Origin of the sequence: Pseudomonas sp. CCI1.1, from assembly GCF_034348165.1 — a bacterium.
Classification (GTDB): domain Bacteria; phylum Pseudomonadota; class Gammaproteobacteria; order Pseudomonadales; family Pseudomonadaceae; genus Aquipseudomonas; species Aquipseudomonas paracarnis.
On the sequence record NZ_CP133780.1, the window covers coordinates 6054098 to 6075410 of the forward strand.

The 21313-nt window shown below is 60.9% G+C and carries 11 protein-coding genes; 3 read left to right on the forward strand and 8 right to left on the reverse strand.

The genetic code is table 11. The features are described 5' to 3' along the window. The first annotated feature begins 47 nt into the window (after window positions 1–47). Together RHM69_RS27380 and RHM69_RS27385 are read left to right on the forward strand one after the other, a co-directional pair. Complete coding sequence (locus tag RHM69_RS27380) at window positions 48–4640, forward strand: hypothetical protein (RefSeq protein WP_200599146.1); 4593 nt, start codon at window positions 48–50, stop codon at window positions 4638–4640. Between the two features lie 345 nt (window positions 4641–4985). Then, on the forward strand, window positions 4986–6404 hold the full coding sequence (locus RHM69_RS27385; protein WP_020301190.1) for an amino acid permease: 1419 nt from the start codon (window positions 4986–4988) through the stop codon (window positions 6402–6404). Between the two features lie 41 nt (window positions 6405–6445). Here RHM69_RS27385 and RHM69_RS27390 read toward each other — a convergent pair whose 3' ends face one another. From RHM69_RS27390 to RHM69_RS27410, 5 genes are all read right to left on the reverse strand, one after another. Next, the gene (locus RHM69_RS27390) at window positions 6446–12940 is read right to left on the reverse strand and encodes an NEL-type E3 ubiquitin ligase domain-containing protein (protein WP_200599147.1); all 6495 of its coding nucleotides are present in this window, start codon (window positions 12938–12940) and stop codon (window positions 6446–6448) included. 65 nt (window positions 12941–13005) lie between these two features. Then, window positions 13006–14136 (reverse strand): OpgC family protein, encoded by a 1131-nt coding sequence (locus tag RHM69_RS27395; protein WP_019817685.1) that lies wholly within the window; start codon window positions 14134–14136, stop codon window positions 13006–13008. Window positions 14137–14261: 125 nt separating this feature from the next. Continuing rightward, complete coding sequence (locus tag RHM69_RS27400) at window positions 14262–14558, reverse strand: cupin domain-containing protein (RefSeq protein WP_200599148.1); 297 nt, start codon at window positions 14556–14558, stop codon at window positions 14262–14264. Window positions 14559–14618: 60 nt separating this feature from the next. After that, window positions 14619–14903 (reverse strand): putative quinol monooxygenase, encoded by a 285-nt coding sequence (locus RHM69_RS27405; protein ID WP_014717106.1) that lies wholly within the window; start codon window positions 14901–14903, stop codon window positions 14619–14621. A gap of 12 nt (window positions 14904–14915) precedes the next feature. Next, a complete protein-coding gene (locus tag RHM69_RS27410; protein WP_020301187.1) occupies window positions 14916–16535 on the reverse strand; it encodes an FMN-binding glutamate synthase family protein in 1620 nt (539 codons plus the stop codon). 302 nt (window positions 16536–16837) lie between these two features. On the opposite strand from RHM69_RS27410, the gene RHM69_RS27415 reads away from it, so the two are divergent. Then, window positions 16838–17110 (forward strand): type B 50S ribosomal protein L31, encoded by a 273-nt coding sequence (locus RHM69_RS27415; RefSeq protein WP_014717108.1) that lies wholly within the window; start codon window positions 16838–16840, stop codon window positions 17108–17110. 20 nt (window positions 17111–17130) lie between these two features. Here RHM69_RS27415 and RHM69_RS27420 read toward each other — a convergent pair whose 3' ends face one another. Genes RHM69_RS27420 through RHM69_RS27430 form a run of 3 tightly spaced genes read right to left on the reverse strand, consistent with a single transcriptional unit; the run spans window position 17131 to window position 21253 of the window. Continuing rightward, entirely contained in the window at window positions 17131–18510 is a 1380-nt protein-coding gene (locus tag RHM69_RS27420; protein ID WP_014717109.1) for an ATP-binding protein, read from the reverse strand. After that, window positions 18507–20324 carry a DAHL domain-containing protein gene (locus RHM69_RS27425; protein ID WP_060767101.1) on the reverse strand — a complete coding sequence of 606 codons (1818 nt, stop codon included), beginning with the start codon at window positions 20322–20324 and terminating at the stop codon, window positions 18507–18509. Before RHM69_RS27425 ends, RHM69_RS27420 begins: the two co-directional genes overlap by 4 nt. Continuing rightward, window positions 20321–21253 carry a cytochrome-c peroxidase gene (locus RHM69_RS27430; RefSeq protein WP_416151980.1) on the reverse strand — a complete coding sequence of 311 codons (933 nt, stop codon included), beginning with the start codon at window positions 21251–21253 and terminating at the stop codon, window positions 20321–20323. The genes RHM69_RS27425 and RHM69_RS27430 overlap by 4 nt, the downstream gene beginning before the upstream one ends. Window positions 21254–21313: the final 60 nt, after the last annotated feature.

The window sequence follows — 21313 nt, forward strand, 5'->3', positions numbered from 1 at the left end:
ATGGCAGCGGGTAGCGTTCGTGATTTAAACCATCATAGAGCTCTGCCATGACCCTTTCCGACACCGCTTCAGGCTCGCCGCGCCAAGCCACCATTGAGCAAATCCAAACCTTGTTCGGCGAGCCGCCGAGCCTGCTCACAGTCGCGAACGACAGTGTCCAGGCTTATCTGGACGAGCATTTGGGCGCGGGAAAATGGCAGGTTGGCTTGATTTACATCGCCACCCCGACCGATGACGACGACGCGCTGGCCTACCGGTCTTTGCCCGAGTGGGTGCTGCAACGCTTGGCCAGCAGCAAGCCCTTGCTGTTGGTGGCGGACTATCACGTCGTGGTGCAGCGCGTGCGGGAAGTGTTTGTGGTCGGTGGCCCGACCCTCAGCGAGCTGGAGCCGCTGCTCAATCGCTGCGGCGCGGGGTTGTTGGGGGCGTATGCACAGCGCTTGCAAGCCTGGTGGCGTGAGGCGTTGCCGGTGGAGATGACGCGTTGGGGCTATCTGTCGGATGATCTGCTGACGTTGCTGTACGATGCCGGCAAACCACCTGGTTTCAATGACGAGGGGTTTGCCCGGCTGTTCCCCAAGACCCTGCTGCACCCGACGCGGCCCGACCGCGAGTGGAGCGCCCACGGTGAGGCGTTGCGTGTACAGGCGGTGTTCCTGGCCGGCGCGACGCCGCTGATGTTGCCGTTGCTGATCCTCAGCCACGGGCAACAGACGTTGCTGTTCAGCCCGGCCAGCGGTTTTCATCCATTGGGCAGCATTGACGATGTGGCGGCGCTGTTACCGGCCTATGTGCCCGAAGACGCCGACACTGAGCAGTGGTTTGCCCAGGACGTGGAAAGCGATCCCTTCGATGCGTTGGCCGCCAGTTACCTGGCGCTGCAGCTGCGGGAAATCGATCGCATCGACCGCAACCTGCCCCTCGCGCCGGGCCAGCACCAAGCGTTGCTTGCGTACATCACCAACCCCCACCGCTGGTTTGTTGCGCACCTGAGTGCAGGCCAGCGCAAGCTGCGTGAGGCCCTGCCGTTGTGGCTGGTCCATGCCAACCGTGACGACAGCATCACCTACGCACGTCTGGTCCAGGCGCTGGTGCTGGCCCATGAGCACAGTGGCGGGCAACATTTTCTGGACGGTATTGATTCAATTCAGGTGTTTGCCGACCGGGCCTTGCGCACTTGCCTGCAAGCCGAACCCGCCACCAAAACAGTACGGCCCGCCGACGTTCAGTTGACCTTCAACCGCGTGATCGCTGCGGCGATTCCAGTCCCAGGGGGCTTTGTCGCCGGTGAAGTCGACCCGGTCACGGTGAGCCTGACCGAGCTGGCCCTGGAAAACCTGGCCGGCTTCCCGCACACCGTCACCGAGATCACCCTCAAGGGTGCCCAAGCCCCCGAGTGGTTGACCTATGGCCTGCTTCAAGGTTGTGTGGAAAAAGCCGATGTGGGCCAGGCCTACCCGGATCTATTGAAGAAAAAACTGCTGGATGACCCGTTGGAACGCAGTCGTCGCTCAGGGTTGTTCACCCGCCAGTTACGGGTGCAACTGCCGATGCTGGCGCTGGAACTGAAACTCAAAGGTGAGCACGGCCTGACTCAGGAAGGTGTCGACCGCGTACAGGCCGCGTTGCAAGCCAGCCTTGCCGAGCGCAAGGTGCAAGGCCAGACGATGACGTTGTGGCCGCTGGCATTCAAGGCTTCGCCTGAGGCTGCGCAGGATGTGGTCACTAATCACTTCATCATTGGGCCGGCTACCGGGAGCGCTGGCGTTCATCTGCTGTACCGGCCCTTGCTCAAGCCGATGTTGCAAGGGTTCGAGTCGATCAAGGCTTTGTTTGACGCCATCAAGGCTAACGGCCCGCTGCAGGATGACGTGCTGACGTGGCTCGCCCCGGCACGCCAGGCGGTGTATGCCAACGGCGGCTTCCTTGAACCGCATATCCGCCGCTTTTTACCCGGTGATGAATTTACGCTGTACGAGAAACCTGCCCCGGTCCAGCTCAGCAAACAATTGAACGACGAGGACGCTTGCAGCCTGGTCTTTGAGGGCACGGCCCAGGCCCTGGTGGCTCTGGCTGATCGGCAATCGGTATCGAATGCCGAGCAGCGCTGGGCCAGGCTTAAAGAGGTGGGGTGGCTGCTGTTTGGCAGCGTACTGCCGTTTGCCAGCGGGCCCTTGCAACTGGGGGGGTGGCTGGTGCAACTGATCGACAGCCTGCAGCAAGACATTCAGGACTTGGCCAGCCAGGATGAACAGGTCAGGAACAAAGCGGTCATGGACGTGTTAAGCAATCTGATGGTTGTCCTTGCCCATCAAGCCACGCCCCATGATCCTTTACCGCCATTGCAGCTGGAGCATCCGGTGTTCGCCCCCCTGGCCCGAGCCACTGCCACCACCAGGGTGCCCACACGTGGCGCACCGCCCGCGACGTTCAGCTCGCTGACCCGTTGGAGTAACGCCCGCGATACCCTGACCGCCGCGCAACATGCACGGGCCCGTACCTTGAGCCTGGGCGCGTTCTCAGGCGGCTGGGACCACGCCGAGTCAAGCGGCCCGCGCCGTGGCTTGTTGCGTGACACCGCTTATTCGCCGCCGCAATGGCGAGCCTTGGTGCGTGGGCATCTTTATCGGGTGGTGGACGAGTCGGGCGCGTGGCGGGTGATCAGCGCCGATGGTGCCCAGAAAGGGCCGTGGCTCAAGCCGTTGGGGGACGGGCATTGGGATTTCGATGGGCGCTTGCGCTTGGTCGGCGGCAATGCCGATGCGGCGATGGAGGCTCAGTTGCAGGCGCTGGAGCTTTCACTGCCACGCCTTGAAGAACAGTACCGTGAGGCTGGACGTTCGCGTGCCAAAGCGGCTGCCGCCATGCAGGTGGCGCGCAAGCTGGTGGTTGAGTCCAAAGATAAAATCGACGCCCAACAGCTTGCCAGGCTTGAGCAGCGTTACCAGCAGGAACTGCGCAACAAGGTCGAGTTTTCCGAGAAGGAACTGCAACTGCTCATGCGTCTGCGGGCAATCAAGCCCCGTCCCCGTTACGAGGAAAATCTGTGTGAAATACTCGAGTCGCTGATTCTCACCTTGCGATTGATGGACGCTGACACCCGTGAGCGCATGATCCAGATCAATCGGCGGATCAAACCTTTGTTGGATCTGCTGCAAGACGAAACCGATGACGAAGCCGGCTCCGACCTTAACCGTCAGGCCCATGCCAACCTGAAAAAAAACATGCGCGAACAGGTGACGGCCGAGGACGCAGCTATCAGCAATCGCAAGTTGGAAAGCGCCTATATGGAGCAGTTGAACAGCGTACCGCGCCTGGGCCGTGACAAAGCCCGGGCGCTGGACGCACAGCTGCCTTCGCGCCCCTCCATTCTGGATTTGCAGGCGTTGCAGGTCACCACGCTGTGGGGCATCACCATCGACATTGAAGGGCCGCCCCTGGAAGTAGAGTTTTTCGACAGCTTGAACCGGGTGATCAATCGGGCCCGTTGGGCCAGCCGCTCCCTGGCCGAATTGGAGAACCTGACCACCACTGTTGAGGAGCGTATCGAACTGCTTAAAAGCCTCAGTCATGTCTACGCGGTGACCGACGACCATATTCAGTTCTGGCGAGCCATGGCACCGGACACCTTTGACTTGCCCAACCTGGAAAAGCTGCAGGCGCTGTTGGCCGACCTGCACCAGCAAGCCAATGGGCAACTGGCTGATCTGCTGGCACCGTTGCCTGGCGGCAGACAACCCAGACAACCCAGGCCGCCCAGCGCAGCAGGGACGCGGGTCAAAAAGATCATCCGCACCCGTAACCGGGATGTTTATGTGGCACGCATCAAGACGCCAGCGGGCACGGCAGAGCTGGTGGATGACAAAGGCAGTGTGCTTGCCACCTTCACCGAGGCTGAAGACGGCATATGGGAGCCGGTTGAGCCTGCGCCCCAGCGCACGGCCAACCCACAATTGGGCGCGCTGCTGAACAAGGGCCAGCGATTGTTGGAAGATGTCGATATCGCCATCCTCAAGGTGCAGGCCTTGGCCAGCAAATGCGAGCCTTCATCTCTGCAAGCCTTACTGGCGGCTCAGGCCAACAGCCGGCGGATGGTCGCTGCGGATATCGACAAGAAACTGCTGACCTTGAACCCGTCACGGCTGAAGCCTACCCAGCAAAACACGGCGAGAGTGCGTGCCACCCAGTTGCGTGCCGCCGCGCTGCGGTTGGACGCAGCGGGTGTTGAGGCGCGGGTGCGCGCGAGCAAGCTGAAGTTGAGTCGCGCCGAAGACGTGGACTTTCTGCACGGGCTCAATGAAGTTCGCATCGTTCGCCAAGACGCGCGCGTGCCCATCAAGGACAAAGCCCGGGATTTTATCCAAGTGTATGTCGTGCTGGATACGGACACTGGGCTGCCCCTGTGTTACGCGCATTTTCACTATGAAAACCGCCAGGGGCCGGACGACCACTACACCGCTGCCCACCTCAAGAGCCCTGAACAGGAACGCCTCGGGCGCCAGGCCCAGGCCCAGGCCGAAGCCCAGGCGTTCGCGCGGATTCGCACCGGCCAGACCGGCCGTGTACAGCAGACCCTGGAGATCGAACGGGCGAGCATTTCCAGGCTGTTGGCGCGGCGTTTGTTCTTCAGTGTTGACTGACTGCCAAGGTGGGCTCGCTCGCGCCTGCGGCGGATGAGCGAGCCCAACCGGTAACAGGTTATGCAATACTCTGCGCCGTTTTACCCTGGGAAGGCCGGTCTAGAGGCCTGGTACTTCCCCCGCCCAAGGACTTTTTTACGGGGCATATCGCCAAATTTGTGTGTTTATAGAGTGAAATATCCTACCGCTTGCTTTTTATACTGACGCCCCGCTGACCTGGCCGCCTACGCCCGCCAGGCGGGTTTGCCCACGAGGCAGACCCGGTCAAGCCGGTGCATCGGCCTACACGCTGCTGCACCACAGGCTCGGTGGCTTAATCCAATAACAAAATGAGGTTGTATCCCTATGCCTGTCGGCAAACCACTGCCCCCTGGCGAGACCGCTCAAGGCGGACCGCTCAAACGCGAACTCGGTGAACGGCATATTCGCCTGATGGCGCTTGGCGCCTGCATCGGTGTGGGCCTGTTCCTGGGTTCGGCCAAGGCGATTGAAATGGCCGGCCCGGCGATCATGCTCTCGTACATCATCGGTGGCCTGGCCATTCTGGTGATCATGCGCGCCCTCGGTGAAATGGCGGTACACAACCCCGTGGCCGGTTCGTTCAGCCGCTATGCCCAGGATTACCTCGGGCCGTTGGCGGGTTTTCTCACCGGCTGGAACTACTGGTTCCTGTGGCTGGTGACCTGCGTCGCGGAAATCACCGCCGTAGCGGTGTACATGGGCGTCTGGTTCCCCGACACGCCGCGTTGGATCTGGGCCCTGGCGGCACTGATCAGCATGGGCACCATCAACCTGATCGCGGTAAAGGCTTTCGGTGAGTTCGAATTCTGGTTTGCACTGATCAAGATCGTCACCATCATTGCCATGGTAATCGGCGGCGTCGGCATCATTGCCTTCGGCTTCGGCAATGACGGCGTTGCACTGGGCATTTCCAACCTGTGGGCCCATGGCGGCTTCATGCCCAATGGCGTGCAGGGCGTGCTGATGTCATTGCAGATGGTGATGTTCGCCTACCTGGGCGTCGAGATGATCGGCCTCACCGCCGGTGAGGCGCGCAACCCGCAGAAGACCATCCCCAGCGCCATTGGCTCGGTGTTCTGGCGCATCCTGTTGTTCTACGTCGGCGCGTTGTTCGTGATCCTGTCGATCTACCCGTGGAATGAAATCGGCACCCAGGGCAGTCCGTTCGTGATGACCTTCGAGCGCCTTGGCATCAAGACCGCTGCCGGCATCATCAACTTCGTGGTAATCACCGCCGCGCTGTCCTCCTGCAACGGCGGTATCTTCAGCACCGGGCGCATGCTCTATAGCCTGGCGCAGAACGGCCAGGCGCCAGCTACCTTTGGCCAGACCTCCAGCAATGGCGTGCCGCGCAAGGCGCTGCTGTTGTCAATCTTTGCCTTGCTGCTCGGCGTATTGCTCAACTATCTGGTACCGGACCAGGTGTTCGTCTGGGTGACCTCCATCGCCACCTTCGGCGCGATCTGGACCTGGCTGATGATCCTGCTGGCGCAGCTCAAGTTCCGCAAAGGTTTGAGCCCTGCCGAGCAGGCAGGCCTCAAGTACCGCATGTGGCTGTACCCGGTCAGCTCCTACCTGGCGCTGGCGTTCCTGGTACTGGTGGTGGGCCTGATGGCGTACTTCCCGGACACCCGCGTGGCCTTGTATGTGGGGCCTGCGTTCCTGGTATTGCTGACTGTGCTTTACCATGTGTTCAAATTGCAGCCAACGGCTACCCCTAGCACTGCAACGCGCTCGGTTTAACCTGTTGCAACGGCCTGCCGCAGCAGGCGGGCCGTTTTCTTTCAGGGCCGGGTGATTGACGCCCGTATGGCTTGCGTCAGTTGTCGCAGCAGCGAGGCCAACTCCTCCTTTTCATCGTCGATGATTGCCTGGCGCCGGTCCAGGTAGGCGTCCGAGCGTCTGTCCAATTCCTCCCGATTAAGCCTTTCGATTTTGTGGCGCGTGGTGTCCCGAATGGCCGTGAATGGCTCTGGCAGGTGGCGCGTCATGAACTCGATCCAGAAGGGTTCGGTCATCAGCGCTTCGTACGCGGCGTCGGTGTTCTTGAGCGCTTGCAGCCGCTGGCGAGCGCGGGTGACGTCTGCGGCGCTGACCCAGCTGTCGACCGAGTACAGCATTTCCTCGCGACCTACCGGCAGGCTGAACTCCTGAGCCAGCGCTATGCGCAAGTAAAGCTTGATTTCAACGTCGTCCGGGTTTTTGTCAGCGGCACGCAGCGCCAGAATATGTTCCTCGGCGAATTGGTCCAGTTCACGCAGGAAGAATACGCTGATGCTCAGTTCCATCAGTTCGCGGCTGGCTTGCAGAGTGGCGGGTTGCACCTTGGCCTGGTGACGCCGGTGCGCGATTTCCATATCAATGAAGGTCAACAGCGCACCGTCGCCGCAGGTGCCTGCCAGGTAGGTGTTGAGGAAGATTTCATTGCGCAATTCAGTGGAGTCGCCCATGGCCTCCATCAGTTTCCAGACGCGTTTGGTCAATGCTGGGCGCAAATGCGTATTGCGATAGGCATAAGCGCTGGTCAAATCCCGGAACACCCGAAAGGCGTCATCGGGCCTGGGCTCTTCGATCTGCAGCAGTTGGTCCCAGAGGGTGCGGCGTTGTGCGTGTTCAGCCTGCGGTATGCCGCTCAACCAATCGGAACAATCTGCCGGGAGCAGTTGATGGACAATTCCGGGTAGTGGCCCACCGGCGGTGTTCCCGGTGCGCAGGCGGTATTCACCTATCAATGCCAGGGACTCGGCATTCAGCGGGTTGTCATGCAAATTGATATTGCGGCTGGAGCGGACCCTTCGATCGGATTGGAACAGCGTCGGCGGCAACGTCGTCAGTTGATTCTCCTGGAGCAGCAGTTGGGTCAGGAGAGGCCTGCTTTCAGCCCCGGCGGGCCATTGATCGAGCTGGGTGTTACGCAGGTTGAGGATTCGTAAACGCTCCATGGCGCTGACGTCCGGAGCCAGGCGCAACGGGTTGTCGTTCAGGTTCAACTCCTGCAACGCCGTCATTTGCCCCAAGCGTTGGCGAGCCTCCTCGGTCAAGGTGATGTTGTTGCCACCCAGGTTCAGAATTTGCAGCTGGCGCATCTGGGTGATTTCGACGGGCAACTCGTTGAGCAGGCAATCGATATTCAGCGTACGCAGATTGGAAAAGCGACTCAGAAAGGCGTTGCCGGTGGGCGGGAAAGCATTGCCCGAGATGTTCAGGTATTCAATGTGTTCAAAGCCCCGTGTTCCCAGGATGAAGTCGGCGTCGGGCAGGTTGTTGTCATCCAGACGCAGGATCATACAGTGGGTATCGAACTGGCCGTGGATATGGCCGCGCCAGGTTTCCCGGCGCCAGGCCCGACGAATGTGCTGGGCCAGGTGGCGCCGCCGGCCCATGTTCAGCCCCAAGGGGTCGGTGGCAGAGTCGTCAATGGGCTGCGGGGTTTCTGCCCACCGAGTCAAACCGTAATCCAGGCTGGCGTATTCGACTCTGCGCCGTTCCAGTTCCAGCAGCAGGGCGGGTTGTGACAGGCCCAGTGAGTCGATCAGATCACCGGCGTGCATCGCATTGAGGCTGGGGTAGAGCGCCTGGACTTTGCTGATCAGGTCTGGCGACCGAAGGGGGCGGGCGGGCCACAGGTTTTGCAGTGAAAGCGGGTACACCACGAACGAGCTGTTTACCTGCATGGGCGGCTGCAGCCATGGCGGAATATGGGGCAGGTCGAGCAACCGTTTGATCGACACACGCTGGTTGAGCGCCAGGTCGACGATACGCGCCTGCAGCGCCGTTGGGTCCAGCCGGTCAGCCACGCCCAAGGCCTCGCATTCGCGTGTCGACAGCAGCAGGATAATCGCGCTCAACAGGTCACAGGTACTGTCTGCCGGATCGTTGAGTGAACGGCCTTGTGCGTCGAGCGCACGGTAACGCCCACCCTCCCGAATAAGTGAGCGGCGATCGGTGCCGTTCAGATTACCGCCGCTCTCGAGCAGGCGCCCCGGGTCGCGTTCAGAGTGAACATCCAGGCGCAATTGTGCAGGCCAGCCCGGAAGGGTTTTGAGCAAGTGCAGGATGATGGAGTCGCTGTCGGGGTTCATCAGGGTGGTCAGGTACAGGCCTTCATACGCACGGTTGAGGCGCAGGTCGTTGGCGGTCAGCCGGGCTTGTTCGGCCAGGCGCAGGCCGACCTGATCCTTGTCCTGGAGCTGGCGCTGTTCTTTGAGCGTGGCCTGGCCGAGGATGGCCCTGACGGCACTGACGGGCAGATGGGGATGTTGAGCTTTCAGGCGCGTCTCCAGAAGTGTGCCGGGCTGTTCGCTTTGCGTGTAAAACTGCTCGAACAACTGGGCCCGTTCCTGGTAGGCGTACTCGGCGATTTTCTTTGCCAACTTGAACTGGCGTTCTTGCACGGTGCCTGGCAGTTCCCCCAGCAGTGCCTGGACCAGGGTGTCATTGAGTGCCGCATCGTGCAGCGGCGTCGGCCCTCGGGCGTCGGCTTCTGAAATCAAGATCTTCTCTATGGGGTTTTTGACCCTGGCCGGGTATTGCGCCAGTACTTGGCGTTGTCTGCCCACCACTTGCAACACATGGGTCTCAGGCCAGCCCGGCAGCAGGCTCAGCAACATCAATTGCAGGGTCGGGCGGGCGTTGTGGCGGGCTGACGCCGTGCGCATGGCCTCGATGAAGTGCAGGATTTGCCGCTCGATAGCCACCCGCTTACGGGTATCGGCAAGCAGCGGCGGTGGCGGCAGGCCGGCGCTGTGCACTTCACGCAGGGCCCGAGCCGGGGTATCGGTGATGGCGAGGATGCGTGCCGAGGTTGGCCGGTCGATGTGGAGCTCTTGCGGGCCCAGGCGATAGAGCAATGCATGGTCATCCCAGCTAAGCGGGTCTTCGCTGGCCAAGCGCCAGGCGCCGTGGCCATTGTGTTCGAGCCGTGGTGTATCGACGCCGACTTTCTGCGGATGCTTGAGCCGCCACTTGAGCACTTGTTGATCGAATGTGATCGGATACAGCGAGCCGTAGAGGGCAATCAACTGCTGGTCTCGCCATTGATAGATGCCCTCGGCATTGGCCTGCACGTGCGCCGGCAGCAGCACATTCTGTTCGTACTGCCCCAGAGAACCGTTGAGCAGGCTGACACCTTCGGGGCCGCGCCGTTCGCTCATCAGGTCGCCCAGGGTTTTGCGCAGGCCCTTGGCATCGGTGTCGGCGGTCGTGCCCAATTGGGTGCGTTCGTGAGGTTGCAGCACCGAGGCAATGGCCAGGTAAAAACTGTCGGTGGTGGGCGATACAGGAATGGTGCCGCCGTTGCGCATGTCATACGCTTCGTAGCGGCCTTCGCCGTAATGGCGCAGTTCAACCGTGGTGTCATCGGGCCCCGTCGAGACATAGGGCCGGGTGATAACGCCATCGACGACCTCGGTCACCACGAAAGCGCGGTTGAGCCGCGTGCGTAGCAGGCTGGATGCAAACTCCCGGGCCCACTGGTCGTTGTCTGGATTGAACGGGCGCGAATGGTACAGGCCGTCGATGGCGGCATCGAGACGCAACGCGATGCGGTGTTGTTCCAGCCCTTGATGGACTGTGGGTGGCAGGGTGGCGTCCTGTAAAAAGCGTGCTTGCTGCTCTGAGGTCAGTGGGTGTTGCTCAAGCAATTGTGCCAGGTTGGCTGGCGTGAGCGGGGGATAGCGTTCGTGCAGTTTTCGCAGCAATGGCGTGATCGCTACCAGCGGTTGAGCCACCCTGGTGGGTACAAGCGAACGGGCCGGATGGTCCGCAGGCATTTCGTGGCGGGCGTAACCGGCGAAACGAGTCATGGCGTTGAACAGGTCGGCACGTCGGGCCTGGGCCAGGGCGCTGATTTGCAGGCGCAAGCGGGCGATACGCTGGGTATTGTCGAGCAGCGGGCTACCGGCCTTGCCCAATACGGAACCGGCGGGTTGCTGGCGCAGGATCAGCTCAAACAGTGCCTGCCTCGTCGTTTCGCTGTCAGCAGGATCATCAAGCCCCGCGTAGCGGCCATCGTCGCGCCGCTTGATATTAATGGCCGTGGTCGTCTGCTCACTGGCGCTGTAGGTTTCGCTCAGATTGCCTTGGCCGTCATACACATTGATTGCCGCGCCCGCCGGCCACTCCGGTAATTGAGTCAGCAGGCACAGCACGGCACCGTCGGCGTGGGGCGGCATGTGGCCGCGTCGATGAAAGGTGTGGATGAGTTGTTCGATCACACGGTCGGCCTGCAGTCGACGCACCCCTTCGGTAAGGTTGACCGGCGTCGGCTGGCCTGCCCAGATACCATCCAGGGTACTGCGGCTGGTGGCCGTGCTGCGCAGCAGGTTTTCCATGGACTCAATGGGCACGGCGGCAGCGCCATTGGGCAGCATGCGTTCGGCCAATTGCACGTTGGACAGGGTGTGTGCGTTTTGCAGGTCCAGCGTCCACGCGTCCAGGTGCGGGGTGAACACAATCGGTGGGGCAAAGCCGCCCTGGTGGTCGTTCTTGAGCACAAAGCGCATCAGGCGGTTGTCGTAGCCCACCTCCACCACGTGTTTTTGCTCGGCCGCTTGAAGCCACACGTACTGTTTGCCCCTGAGCGAATAGATCCCCTGGGCATTGGCTATCTGGCCGTTGAGCAGATGCTGGTCGAGGATCGCGTAAGGGCTGATGTCGGGTTTCCACAGCGCAGGGCTGCCATCGTTGCGCGTGACTTTGCGCGGGTTGCCCAGTTGCTGGAGCAACTGGTTCATGCGGCGACGATGTACTCGGCCGGCGGTAGAGATCAGCAGGCCGCTGATTGCCAGGTCGGCGACGTCACCCATCGCGGCGGCAAAGGTACTGGCCTCGCCCTTGAGCGCTTCGTTGACGCCCTGCGTGACGCTGTGGGCCAGGCTGCCGAATACCGCCACGTGCATGACCCGGTTCAAGCCGGTGACGCCGCCCGGTACAGGCGTCAGCAACAATTCCAGGACTTCGGCGGCAATCGCGGCGGCGCCATCGATGACGGCTTGCACGTCGCGGTCCGTACGGGTATTGGCCAATGTGGCCAGGTTGGACTGCAATTGTTGCACCATCGAGGCGGTCAAGGTGTCGACCACTGAAACGGGACGCGGGCTCTTGGGCACGGGTGTGAAGCGCAGGTCAGCCAGCGTGTGCTCGGGGAACAGGTAGTGCAGGCTGTCGTACAGAAAAGCGGCAGCGGCAGACAAACCCTCGGGGCGCTCTTGCGCGTACAACAGGCGTTTGAACTCGTTGAGTTCGGTGATCGGCAACTGGCGAGAAAACCAGCCCAGGTCGTGTTTGCGATGGCTTTCTTTGAGTTGCGCCAGAAATTGGGCATGGGCGCTGCGTGCATCGGGATGGAAACGCAGCGCGCCACCGGGGCGGAAAGGGAAGTAGGAGACTACTCCAAGGCTGGCGACCGGAATCAGCAGCAGCGGCAATGGAACAGCACTGGCGGGCGGCGTGAGGGTGACCTGCGGAAACACACCTGACGGTTTGCTCAGCGCCAATTGCTCAATGTGCTGGACCGTTTCATCCTTGTCGATGGCCTCGATCAACGTGTTGTAAAGCCCAAGGGTCAGGCCAGAGCTGCGGCGATTGCGATAGGCCTCTAGGGCCTCGAAGCGCAGGCAGGCACGTGCACTGGTGCGCAACAGGGCATGCAGGTTGCCGTCCGGGCGCAACTGCGCATTGAGGGTTGCTTGCAGCGCGCCGCCCAGGTCCAGCTCGCGGGTGATCGCGATAAACGACTCCACCGTCAGCGACTTGTCGTGGCTGCCGGACAGGTAGGAAGCGTCGACGAATGTGTGGCCGGAAGCCTGGCGCGTCTGGGTGGCGAAACTGAAGTTCAGGCACGCGGCTTCCCACAATGACATCGTCGACAGGTGCGGCCGGTATTTCCATTCGTCATACGCCCTGCGAAAGCGCTTGGGGTTCAGGCCGTTGACCGTGCTGGCACGGGGCTCCCACGGGAGGGGCGGCGAGACCGGTTCCAGATAGCGTGTGTGCAGGTAGATTTTTTCTGGATCCTGGCCGCCGACCTTCGCCCTCAGGCGTGCCAGGCCCTGCGCCTTGAAGGTGCTGATCAGGGTGTTGTTGGCGGCTTCCACCGCCATGAGTGCGCGATGTGCCTCGCGCTGCAGCTTCACATACTCACGTTGTTGGGGGGGCGTGAGGCTGGCCAGGGTCTGGGCGACGGTGTCGCGGATCATTGCCAGGGCTTGTTGCCGGTTCCAGGACTCGCTGTCTTGCAAGGTCCCGGATAAACCGTTGAGCAGTAACTGGGTGGGCATGGCGCCATTTCCTTTCACGGTGAGGTGGAAGGGCAATGGAACCATCCCGCTGATGGGCGCCGTGGCTAACTATGTAGCGATGCGGCGCGGGCGGCGGCGCGTTGGTTCAGTTGCTTGTTCACGTCCAGCCACCCCGCGAGTGCCGCCATCAGCGCCGCCCCTGCCAGGGCCGTGGTCAGCTTGATCGCCAGGGAGTCGCCGGCCATGGCATTGAGCATATCGGCCAACGGTGCCAACACCACCCCCAGGCAAAACACTTCCAGGGAATAACGCCCCATCCGCGCCAGTTGTCGGGCCAGCCACTGTTGCGTCCAGCCGACATCGGGAAGGAGTTTGGCGGTGACGTAGGCCAAGGCCAGGAAGTGCAGCAGGCGCACGGGGGACAGGTCAGTCTTGCTGATGGGGTACAGCCATTCGCCAATCGCCCTCGGCATCCAGGCGTCGTGCACCTCGGGCCAGCGCCACGACAAGGTGATCACGCAGGTCACCAACACGTAGACCGCAGCGGCCACCAATAGCGGTTGGCGCAGCAGCGGGCGTGCATCGACCGGGCCTGGCGAACGCAAGGCCGACGCACCGCCGAGGATAAACAGGCATTGCCAGGTGACAGGGTTGAAGTACCACACGCCGCCGTTGCTGGCCGGCAGGTTCCAGCCTTGCCAAGGCGCCAGCAGATACACCGCTAACGATATCGCCACCATCAGCGTGGGCGCTCGCACCAGCAGCGGCAGGGTAATGGGCAGGCTCATCATCAGCACGATATACAGCGGCAATGGGTCGGTCAGGTTGGGTTTGAAGCGCAGCAACAGCTCATCGAGCAGGGCCTGCTGGGTGTGAGTGAGGAAATACTCGAGGCCCATCTCCTGCACCAGATCGCGGGTTTCGATATGGCTGTTGGCAAAAATCACGATGCCCATCAACAACGCCAACAGGAAAATATGCACCACGTAAAGCGTCCATACCCGGCGCAGGATCTTCACGCAGGCAAACACGTAGCCGTCGCGCAGCAGGATCTTGCCGTAGGCCAGCACCGCCGCGTAGCCGGCCAGGAACACGAAGATTTCGGCGGCGTCACTGAAGCCGAAGTTCTGCACGGTGACATTGGCCAGGGGGTTGTGAGGCACGTGATCCCAGAAAATGAAGATCAACGCCAGGCCCCGAAAAAAATCGATGCGCGGGTCGCGTCCGTTCAGCATGGCAGCGGGCTCTTGAACAAGTAGTTGATTGACGATAGGTGAGCGTGGGCGTCGCCGCACGTAGGGCGGGCGCAGGTTGGCGGTATTTGTAAGCAATTGCAAAGGCTGGGTATTACTGAATGTCTCTAGAGATCAATGATCACCAGGGTGCCCTGGCTGCCTATGAGCACACCGTGGGCAGTGCAGGCTTCCACCAGGTACATCTGGCCGGCGTCCACCCTGATGGCTTGATCACCGATGCGCAGGTGCAAGTACCCGCTGATCACCAACAACCCTTCGTTGTAGTCGTGGGTCTCTTCCTCGTACGCCTGTTCATCCATGCGCAGTACTTTGATCCGCGCCGGGCCAACCTGGCCCAGACGTGTGGATGTCCAACTGTCGGGCAGTTGCGCGGCGATAGCGACGAAGTCCAATAACGGCATGTGAATCTCCTTGTTTCAACGATGCCGTCGGTGGTCCGGTTCAGCAGGCGGCGGGTCTTGTCAGAAAGCGTCCATCAACAAGACCCGGCATGGCTTGGCTTGATGCTCATTGATCTGGGGCACCAACCGGGTGAAGTGCTCGGTCTGGCAGTGCGCATCCAGCGCCGCTTGATCCGGCCATTGCTCGATAAAAATGAAGTGCCCGGGGTCTTTTTGATCGACAAACAAGTCGTAGGCAATGCACAGCGGTTCCTGGCGGGTTTTTTCCACCAGTTCGGCGTACCAGGGGCGCACGGTTTCCACATGTTCGGGCTTGATAAAGTCTTCGGCGATGACTTTCAACATGCTAGGTGTCCTTTAGGCAGCAGCAATTTCATGCGGCTCAAAACTGTCCGCCCGCGCCATCTGCCACATCCGCGAATAAAACTCGCCGTTCACTTCCCCGGTGAGCAATTCCCCAGGCTTCAGGAATACATGCAACTGCGAAAACAGTTTGATCTCGGTCGCCGACATGCGTCGCACCAAGTGCTTGGCCGACAACTGCGACGGGTGATCGAGCCCGGCGGCGGCGAGCATTTCGGCCAAAGCGTGCAGCGTGTTGCGGTGGAAGTTGAATACCCGCTGGGCCTTGTCCGGCACCACCAAGGCACGTTGACGCAGTGGGTCTTGCGTCGCCACGCCGGTCGGGCATTTGTTGGTGTGGCATGACTGCGACTGAATGCAGCCAATGGCGAACATGAAACCACGCGCCGAGTTGGCCCAGTCGGCGCCGATGGCCAGGACGCTGGCGATGTCGAACGCACTGACAATCTTGCCGCTGGCACCCAGCTTGATCTTGTCGCGCAGGTTCAGGCCCACCAGGGTGTTGTGCACGAACAGCAAGCCTTCACGCAGTGGCACGCCAATATGGTCGGTGAACTCCACGGGGGCGGCGCCGGTGCCCCCTTCCTTGCCGTCCACCACGATAAAATCCGGAAGGATGCCGGTTTCGAGCATGGCCTTGGCGATGCCCATGAATTCCCACGGATGGCCCAGGCAGAACTTGAAGCCCACCGGTTTGCCGCCGGACAGTTCGCGCAATTGGGCGATGAATTGCATCAGCTCGATGGGCGTGGAGAACGCACTGTGGCGTGACGGTGATATGCAGTCTTCGCCCATCATGATGCCGCGCGTATCGGCGATTTCCTGGGTGACCTTGTGCTTGGGCAGGATCCCGCCATGGCCGGGCTTGGCACCTTGGCTCATCTTGATTTCGATCATGCGCACTTGCGGGTTCTGGGCCTGCACGGCGAAGCGTTCGGGGTCGAAACGGCCGTCGCTGGTGCGGCAGCCGAAGTAACCGCTGCCCAGTTCCCAGGTCAGGTCGCCGCCGTTTTCTCGGTGATAGGGGCTGATGCTGCCTTCGCCGGTGTCATGGGCAAAGTTGCCGAGCTTGGCGCCGTGGTTGAGTGCCCGGATCGCGTTGGCGCTCAATGAGCCGAAACTCATGGCCGAGATATTGAACACCGACGCCGAGTATGGCTGTGCACACTGCGGGCCGCCGACCATCACGCGAAAGCTGCTGGGGTCGCTCAGTGGCGCAGGGCGCATGGAGTGGCCGATAAATTCAAAGCCTGACTGGTACACGTCAATCAGGGTGCCGAAGGGTTTGTCCGCCGTTTCGTTCTTGGCGCGCGAATACACCAGCGAGCGCTGGGCGCGGGAGAAGGGCAGGGCGTCGCTGTCGGACTCCAGCAGGTACTGGCGGATTTCCGGGCGGATGGTTTCTACCAGGTAACGGATATTGCCCAGGATCGGATAGTTACGGCGCACCGCATGGGGGCTTTGCAGCAGGTCGACAATGCCGATCAGGCTGAGTACGCCGGTGACCAGCGTGATCGGCCACAGCCATTCATGTTCGATAAAGGGGAGGCTGGCGAGGGTGAAAATGACGCACACAGCAAAGAAGGCGTAGCGGCTTAACAAGGACAGGCTCATACGGTTTCCTTGGGTTCGGACTCTTCAGGTCGATCCGCCATTCTGCGCCTGTCAGGAAACCATAGACAACCTGTGGGAATATTCAGTTTGGCAACGCGGGTGGGACAGACTGGCCTGGGATAGACACCTGTCGGCGCTTGATTCGGTTCAACCCTTGTCAGCATTGATAGTTTCGGGCGGCTCTCAGCATCGGCTTACTAGACGCAACAAGCCTAACCTTATTGCAAAAGGTTCTCGTTTGGATGCTTGATGTTGTGTTACTGTATAACAAATCAACCGCACCCAGACGCCCCGGAGGCCTCATGAAAGCTGGTATCCACCCCGACTACCGCACCGTGCTGTTCCACGACACTGCCGCCGACGTGTTCTTCCTCATCGGTTCCACCGCCGACAGTGATCGCACCCATAAGCACAGCGACGGCAACACCTATCCCTACATCCCGCTGGACGTCTCCAGCGCCTCGCACCCGGTCTACACCGGTCAGCAGCGCAAGACCCAGGCCGAAGGCCGGATTGCCGGGTTCAACAAGCGTTTTGCATCGTTTGGGTCGAGCCCGAAAAAAGCTGACGCATGAGCATGATTCGGCGGCGTGCCCTACGCCGCCGTCTGCCGAATCGGCAGTACTACCCGAAACTTCGTACCCTTGCCTACCTCACTGCTGACGCTGATATCGCCACGGTGTTTCTTGACGATCCCGTAGGACAACGACAACCCCAACCCCGTCCCTTCGCCCACCGGCTTGGTGGTGAAGAACGGGTCGAAAATCTTCTGCACGGTGTCGGGGGCAATCCCACAGCCGTTGTCTGCGACTTCCAGCCACACGTTTTCGCCCTCCACTCCGTTGCTGATGGTAATGGTGCCGCGCTCAGGGCCCATGGCTTGTGCGGCGTTGATCACCAGGTTCATCACCACCTGGTTGAGTTGGGAGGCCAGGCATTCGATTTCCGGCAGCGGCGTGTAGTGCTTGACCACATCGGCCTTGTACTTGAGTTCGCTGGCGACGATGTTCAGCGTCGAATCGATGCCTTGCTGCAGGTTGGCGAATTGCCAGGTCTGGTCGTTATCCACCCGTGAGAAGTTCTTCAGGTCCTTGACGATTTGCACCACACGGCCGATGCCGTCCTTGGATTCGCGGATCAGGATCGGAATGTCGTCCTTGAGAAAATCCAGGTCCAGCTCGTTGCGCAATGCCGTGAGCGGTTCGCGATGTTCTGGCGCCCCGATGTGCGCTTCGCTGCGCTGGTAGGCATCGAGCATCTGTTGCAGCTGCTTGAAGTAGCTGTCGAGGGTGCTGAGGTTGGAGGAAATAAAGCCCACCGGGTTGTTGATCTCATGGGCGACACCGGCCGCGAGTTGCCCCAGTGAGGCGAGTTTTTCCGACTGCACCAGTTGGCTTTCCAGGAGCTTGCGCTCTTCAATTTCCAGTTGCAGCGCTTGGGTGCGTTCTTCCACCAACCGCTCCAGCTGCGAGGTTTGCAGGGACGCGCGGCGCGCCATGTCCCATTTGTTGGCCAGGGTGTTGGCCATTTGCTGGACTTCAATGTTGTCGAACGGCTTTTTCAGGATCAGCAGGCGGTCGTGGGCGTGCAGGCGAAACAAGAGGTCATCCCAGGAATAGTCCGAGTAGGCGGTGCACACCACCACTTGCAGGTCAGGGGCGACTTTCCACAGTTCTTCAATGGTCTTGGCGCCGTCCCAACCCTGGGGCATCCGCATGTCAACGAAGGCCAACGCATAGGGGCGCTCTTGCGCCATGGCGCTGGTCAGCAAGCCCAGGCCTTCTTCGCCGCCATAAGCGCCGTGCAGTTCGAATGCCTGGGCTTGAGGTTTGGCCGCGTCGCCAAACAGTGCCGACTCCATCTCATCCAGCGCTTCGGTTGAGGCTTCGTCGGGCATCAGGATCTTGCGAAAATCCTCATGGATGGACGGTGTGTCATCGATCAGCAGGATGCGCCGGTTGGGAGGTTGGTTCATGAGCTGCTTCCGGCAAGGGTCAAGGGGATGGTCAAGGTGAAGACGGCGCCAAGGCCCGGCCCGTCGCTGTGGGCGCTGAGCTGGCCGTTCATTTCCACGGCGGCCAGGGCGCAGCTGTGCAGGCCGAAGCCGTGGCCTTCCTTGCGGGTGGTAAAACCGTGGGTGAAGATGCGTGCCATGTTCTCGGGCGGTATGCCTTCGCCATCGTCCTTCACACTGATCTTCAGGGTCTCATCGCCTACCGATTCCACCGCCAGGGTGATTTGCCGTGGCCGCTCAGACAGTTTGTCCATGGCGTATTTGGCATTGCTGATCAGGTTGACCATGATCAGCAGTAACCGGTGCTTGTCCGCCAATATCTCCGGCACCGGGGCGTACGCCTTCACAACAGTGACATGGTGACGGCTCAGCGCGCCGGCGTTCATGCGCAGGGCGTCATCCATCAAGGCGCTGATATTGACCGGCTCCAGCAAGGTAGACGCACCCGCATAGGATTGCTGGGTCGAGACGATGTCCTTGATGTGGTCCACGCTTTTGCTCAACTGCGCCAGCTCATCGCTCATGCCTTGCTGTTCGGTGGCAATCGCTTCGACCAACTGGTTCAGATAGCCCGGCAGCAACTTGCCCTTTTCATCCTCGGTAAGGAAGGTACCCAGGTCGCCTTGGTGAGCGTTGATCAGTTGCATGGCCTTGCCCAGGCCGAGGGCCTTGCTGCTGCGCAACTTGCGGCTGACCAGGTCGGCGGAGATGTTCACACTGTTGAGCACGTTACCGACGTTGTGCAGCACGTTGGTGGCGATCTCCGCCATGCCGGCCTGGCGGGCGCTGTCCATCAGCTCGCTCTGGGCATCCTTGAGCTGTTGCGTGCGCCGCTCCACCCGTTGCTCCAGGGTTTCGTTGGCGGCCTGCAACGCGCGGTTGACGCGGTTGATCTCGGCGAAGCTGCGCAACAGGCGCACCGCCAGATAAAGCAGTAACACCACCAGCAAGGTCGAGAAGATCAGCAGGTAGCGATGGTACTGATGATCGATGAGGTCAGTGGCCTGCTGGTCCTGATTGAGGTGAGTGGTCAGGTCATCGAGGTGTTCGGCCACCGGTACGGCGGCAATCCGCTCGAGCAGGCTGTTGACCAGTGGCTGTTCGCGCAGGATCAGCGAAATATGATTGCTGAGAATCTCCACCGGTGCCTGGAACTCGCTGGGCAGGCTCTGTTGGTTGATGGCCAGCTTGCCCAGGCCCACCAGGATATCGGCGGCACGTTCGTCGCTGGTGACTTGGGCGAACTCCAGGCTGCTGAGCAGCAGGTCGTAAGTGTCGGTGGCCACGCTTTGCAGTTGCAGGCGGCCTTCGTCGGTCATGCTGTTGAATTGGGCCTGGATGTCGTCTTCGGCCGTCGGCAAAAAAGCCAATGAGTTACGCAGCACTGCGTTGTGGGATTTGAACTGGTCGACGAGCCGGGCTTTTTCCTCGATGGCCGTCAGGTACGCCGCATGGCTGGCTTGCCAACCGGGCAGGTCGGCAGCGCTGTGGTAGGTGTCGCGGCTCTCCAGTTCAGCGCCGATGCGGGTCATTTCGGTCAGCGGTGTGACCAGTGGGTCGTAGTTGTGGGTGATCGCGATGCGGGCCTTGAGTACTTCGCTGTCCCACTGGGCATTGAGCTGCTGGAGTTGGCGGATCAAGTCGCGCGACTGGGTATAAGTGGCTGTCTGGTCGCGTGAAGACTTGAGGTACAAAAACACCAGGGTGGAGGCCAGGAGCAGGGTGATGAGGCCTAGCAGGATCTGACTGGTGCGTCGGCGTGACAAGGGTCTCATAACGGCTTGCCCGCCCATTCACCGGTCAGGGTCTTGAGAAACTGGATAATCAGGTCCTTGTCTTCCTGGGACGGGTTGCGCCCCAACTGGTACTTGAACATTACGTCAACCGCCTCTTCAAGGGTCTTGGCCGAGGCGTCGTGGAAGTACGGCGCCGTGACGGCCACATTGCGCAGGCTGGGCACCTTGAACACATGGCGGTCCTCTTCATCCTGGGTCAGCAGGTAGCGCCCCAGGTCTGATTCCAGCGGGTTGCCGCGGGCCTTGAAGTAGTCGCCCATCACGCCGAACTTCTGGAACATATTGCCGCCAATGTTCACGCCCTGGTGACAGGCGATGCAGCCGTAATCCTTGAAGCGTTGGTAGCCGTATTTTTCCTGGCGGGTCAGGATATCGGTGTTGCCCAGCACGTATTGGTCAAACCGCGAGTTGGGTGTCAGCAGCGTGCGCTCGTAGGTGGCCAGGGCATTTTGCACATTGGAAGCGGTGACGCCATCGGGATAGGCCTGTTCGAACGCGTTCTGGTAGGCGGGCAGGGCAGACAGGTTGCGCACCACGGTATTCCAGTCGCTGCCCATTTCCACCGGGCTGATCACCACCTGCTCGACCTGGGCCTCCAGCGTGTCCACCCGACCGTTCCAGAACTGCTTGAAGTTCAGGCTGGCGTTGAACACGGACGGGGTGTTGATCTGCACCGGTTTGCCGTCAAAGCCAATGGAGAATGGCTTGTTGTCGGCGCCGCCGCTGGTCAGTTGGTGACAGCTCGCGCAGGACAAGGTGTTGTTGACCGACAAACGCGGCTCGTTGAACAGTTGGCGACCCAATTCAACCTTGGCCGGGTCCAGTACTGGAACCGCCGGCAAGGGCTTGAGTGCTTCGTCCAGCGGCGCGGCTGACAGCGATGCGGTGCCCAGGCATAACGCGAACATCAGGCCGGAACGGTGGTTTACGACATTGCTCAAGCGAGCACTCCTTGCAGGCCCAGGGCT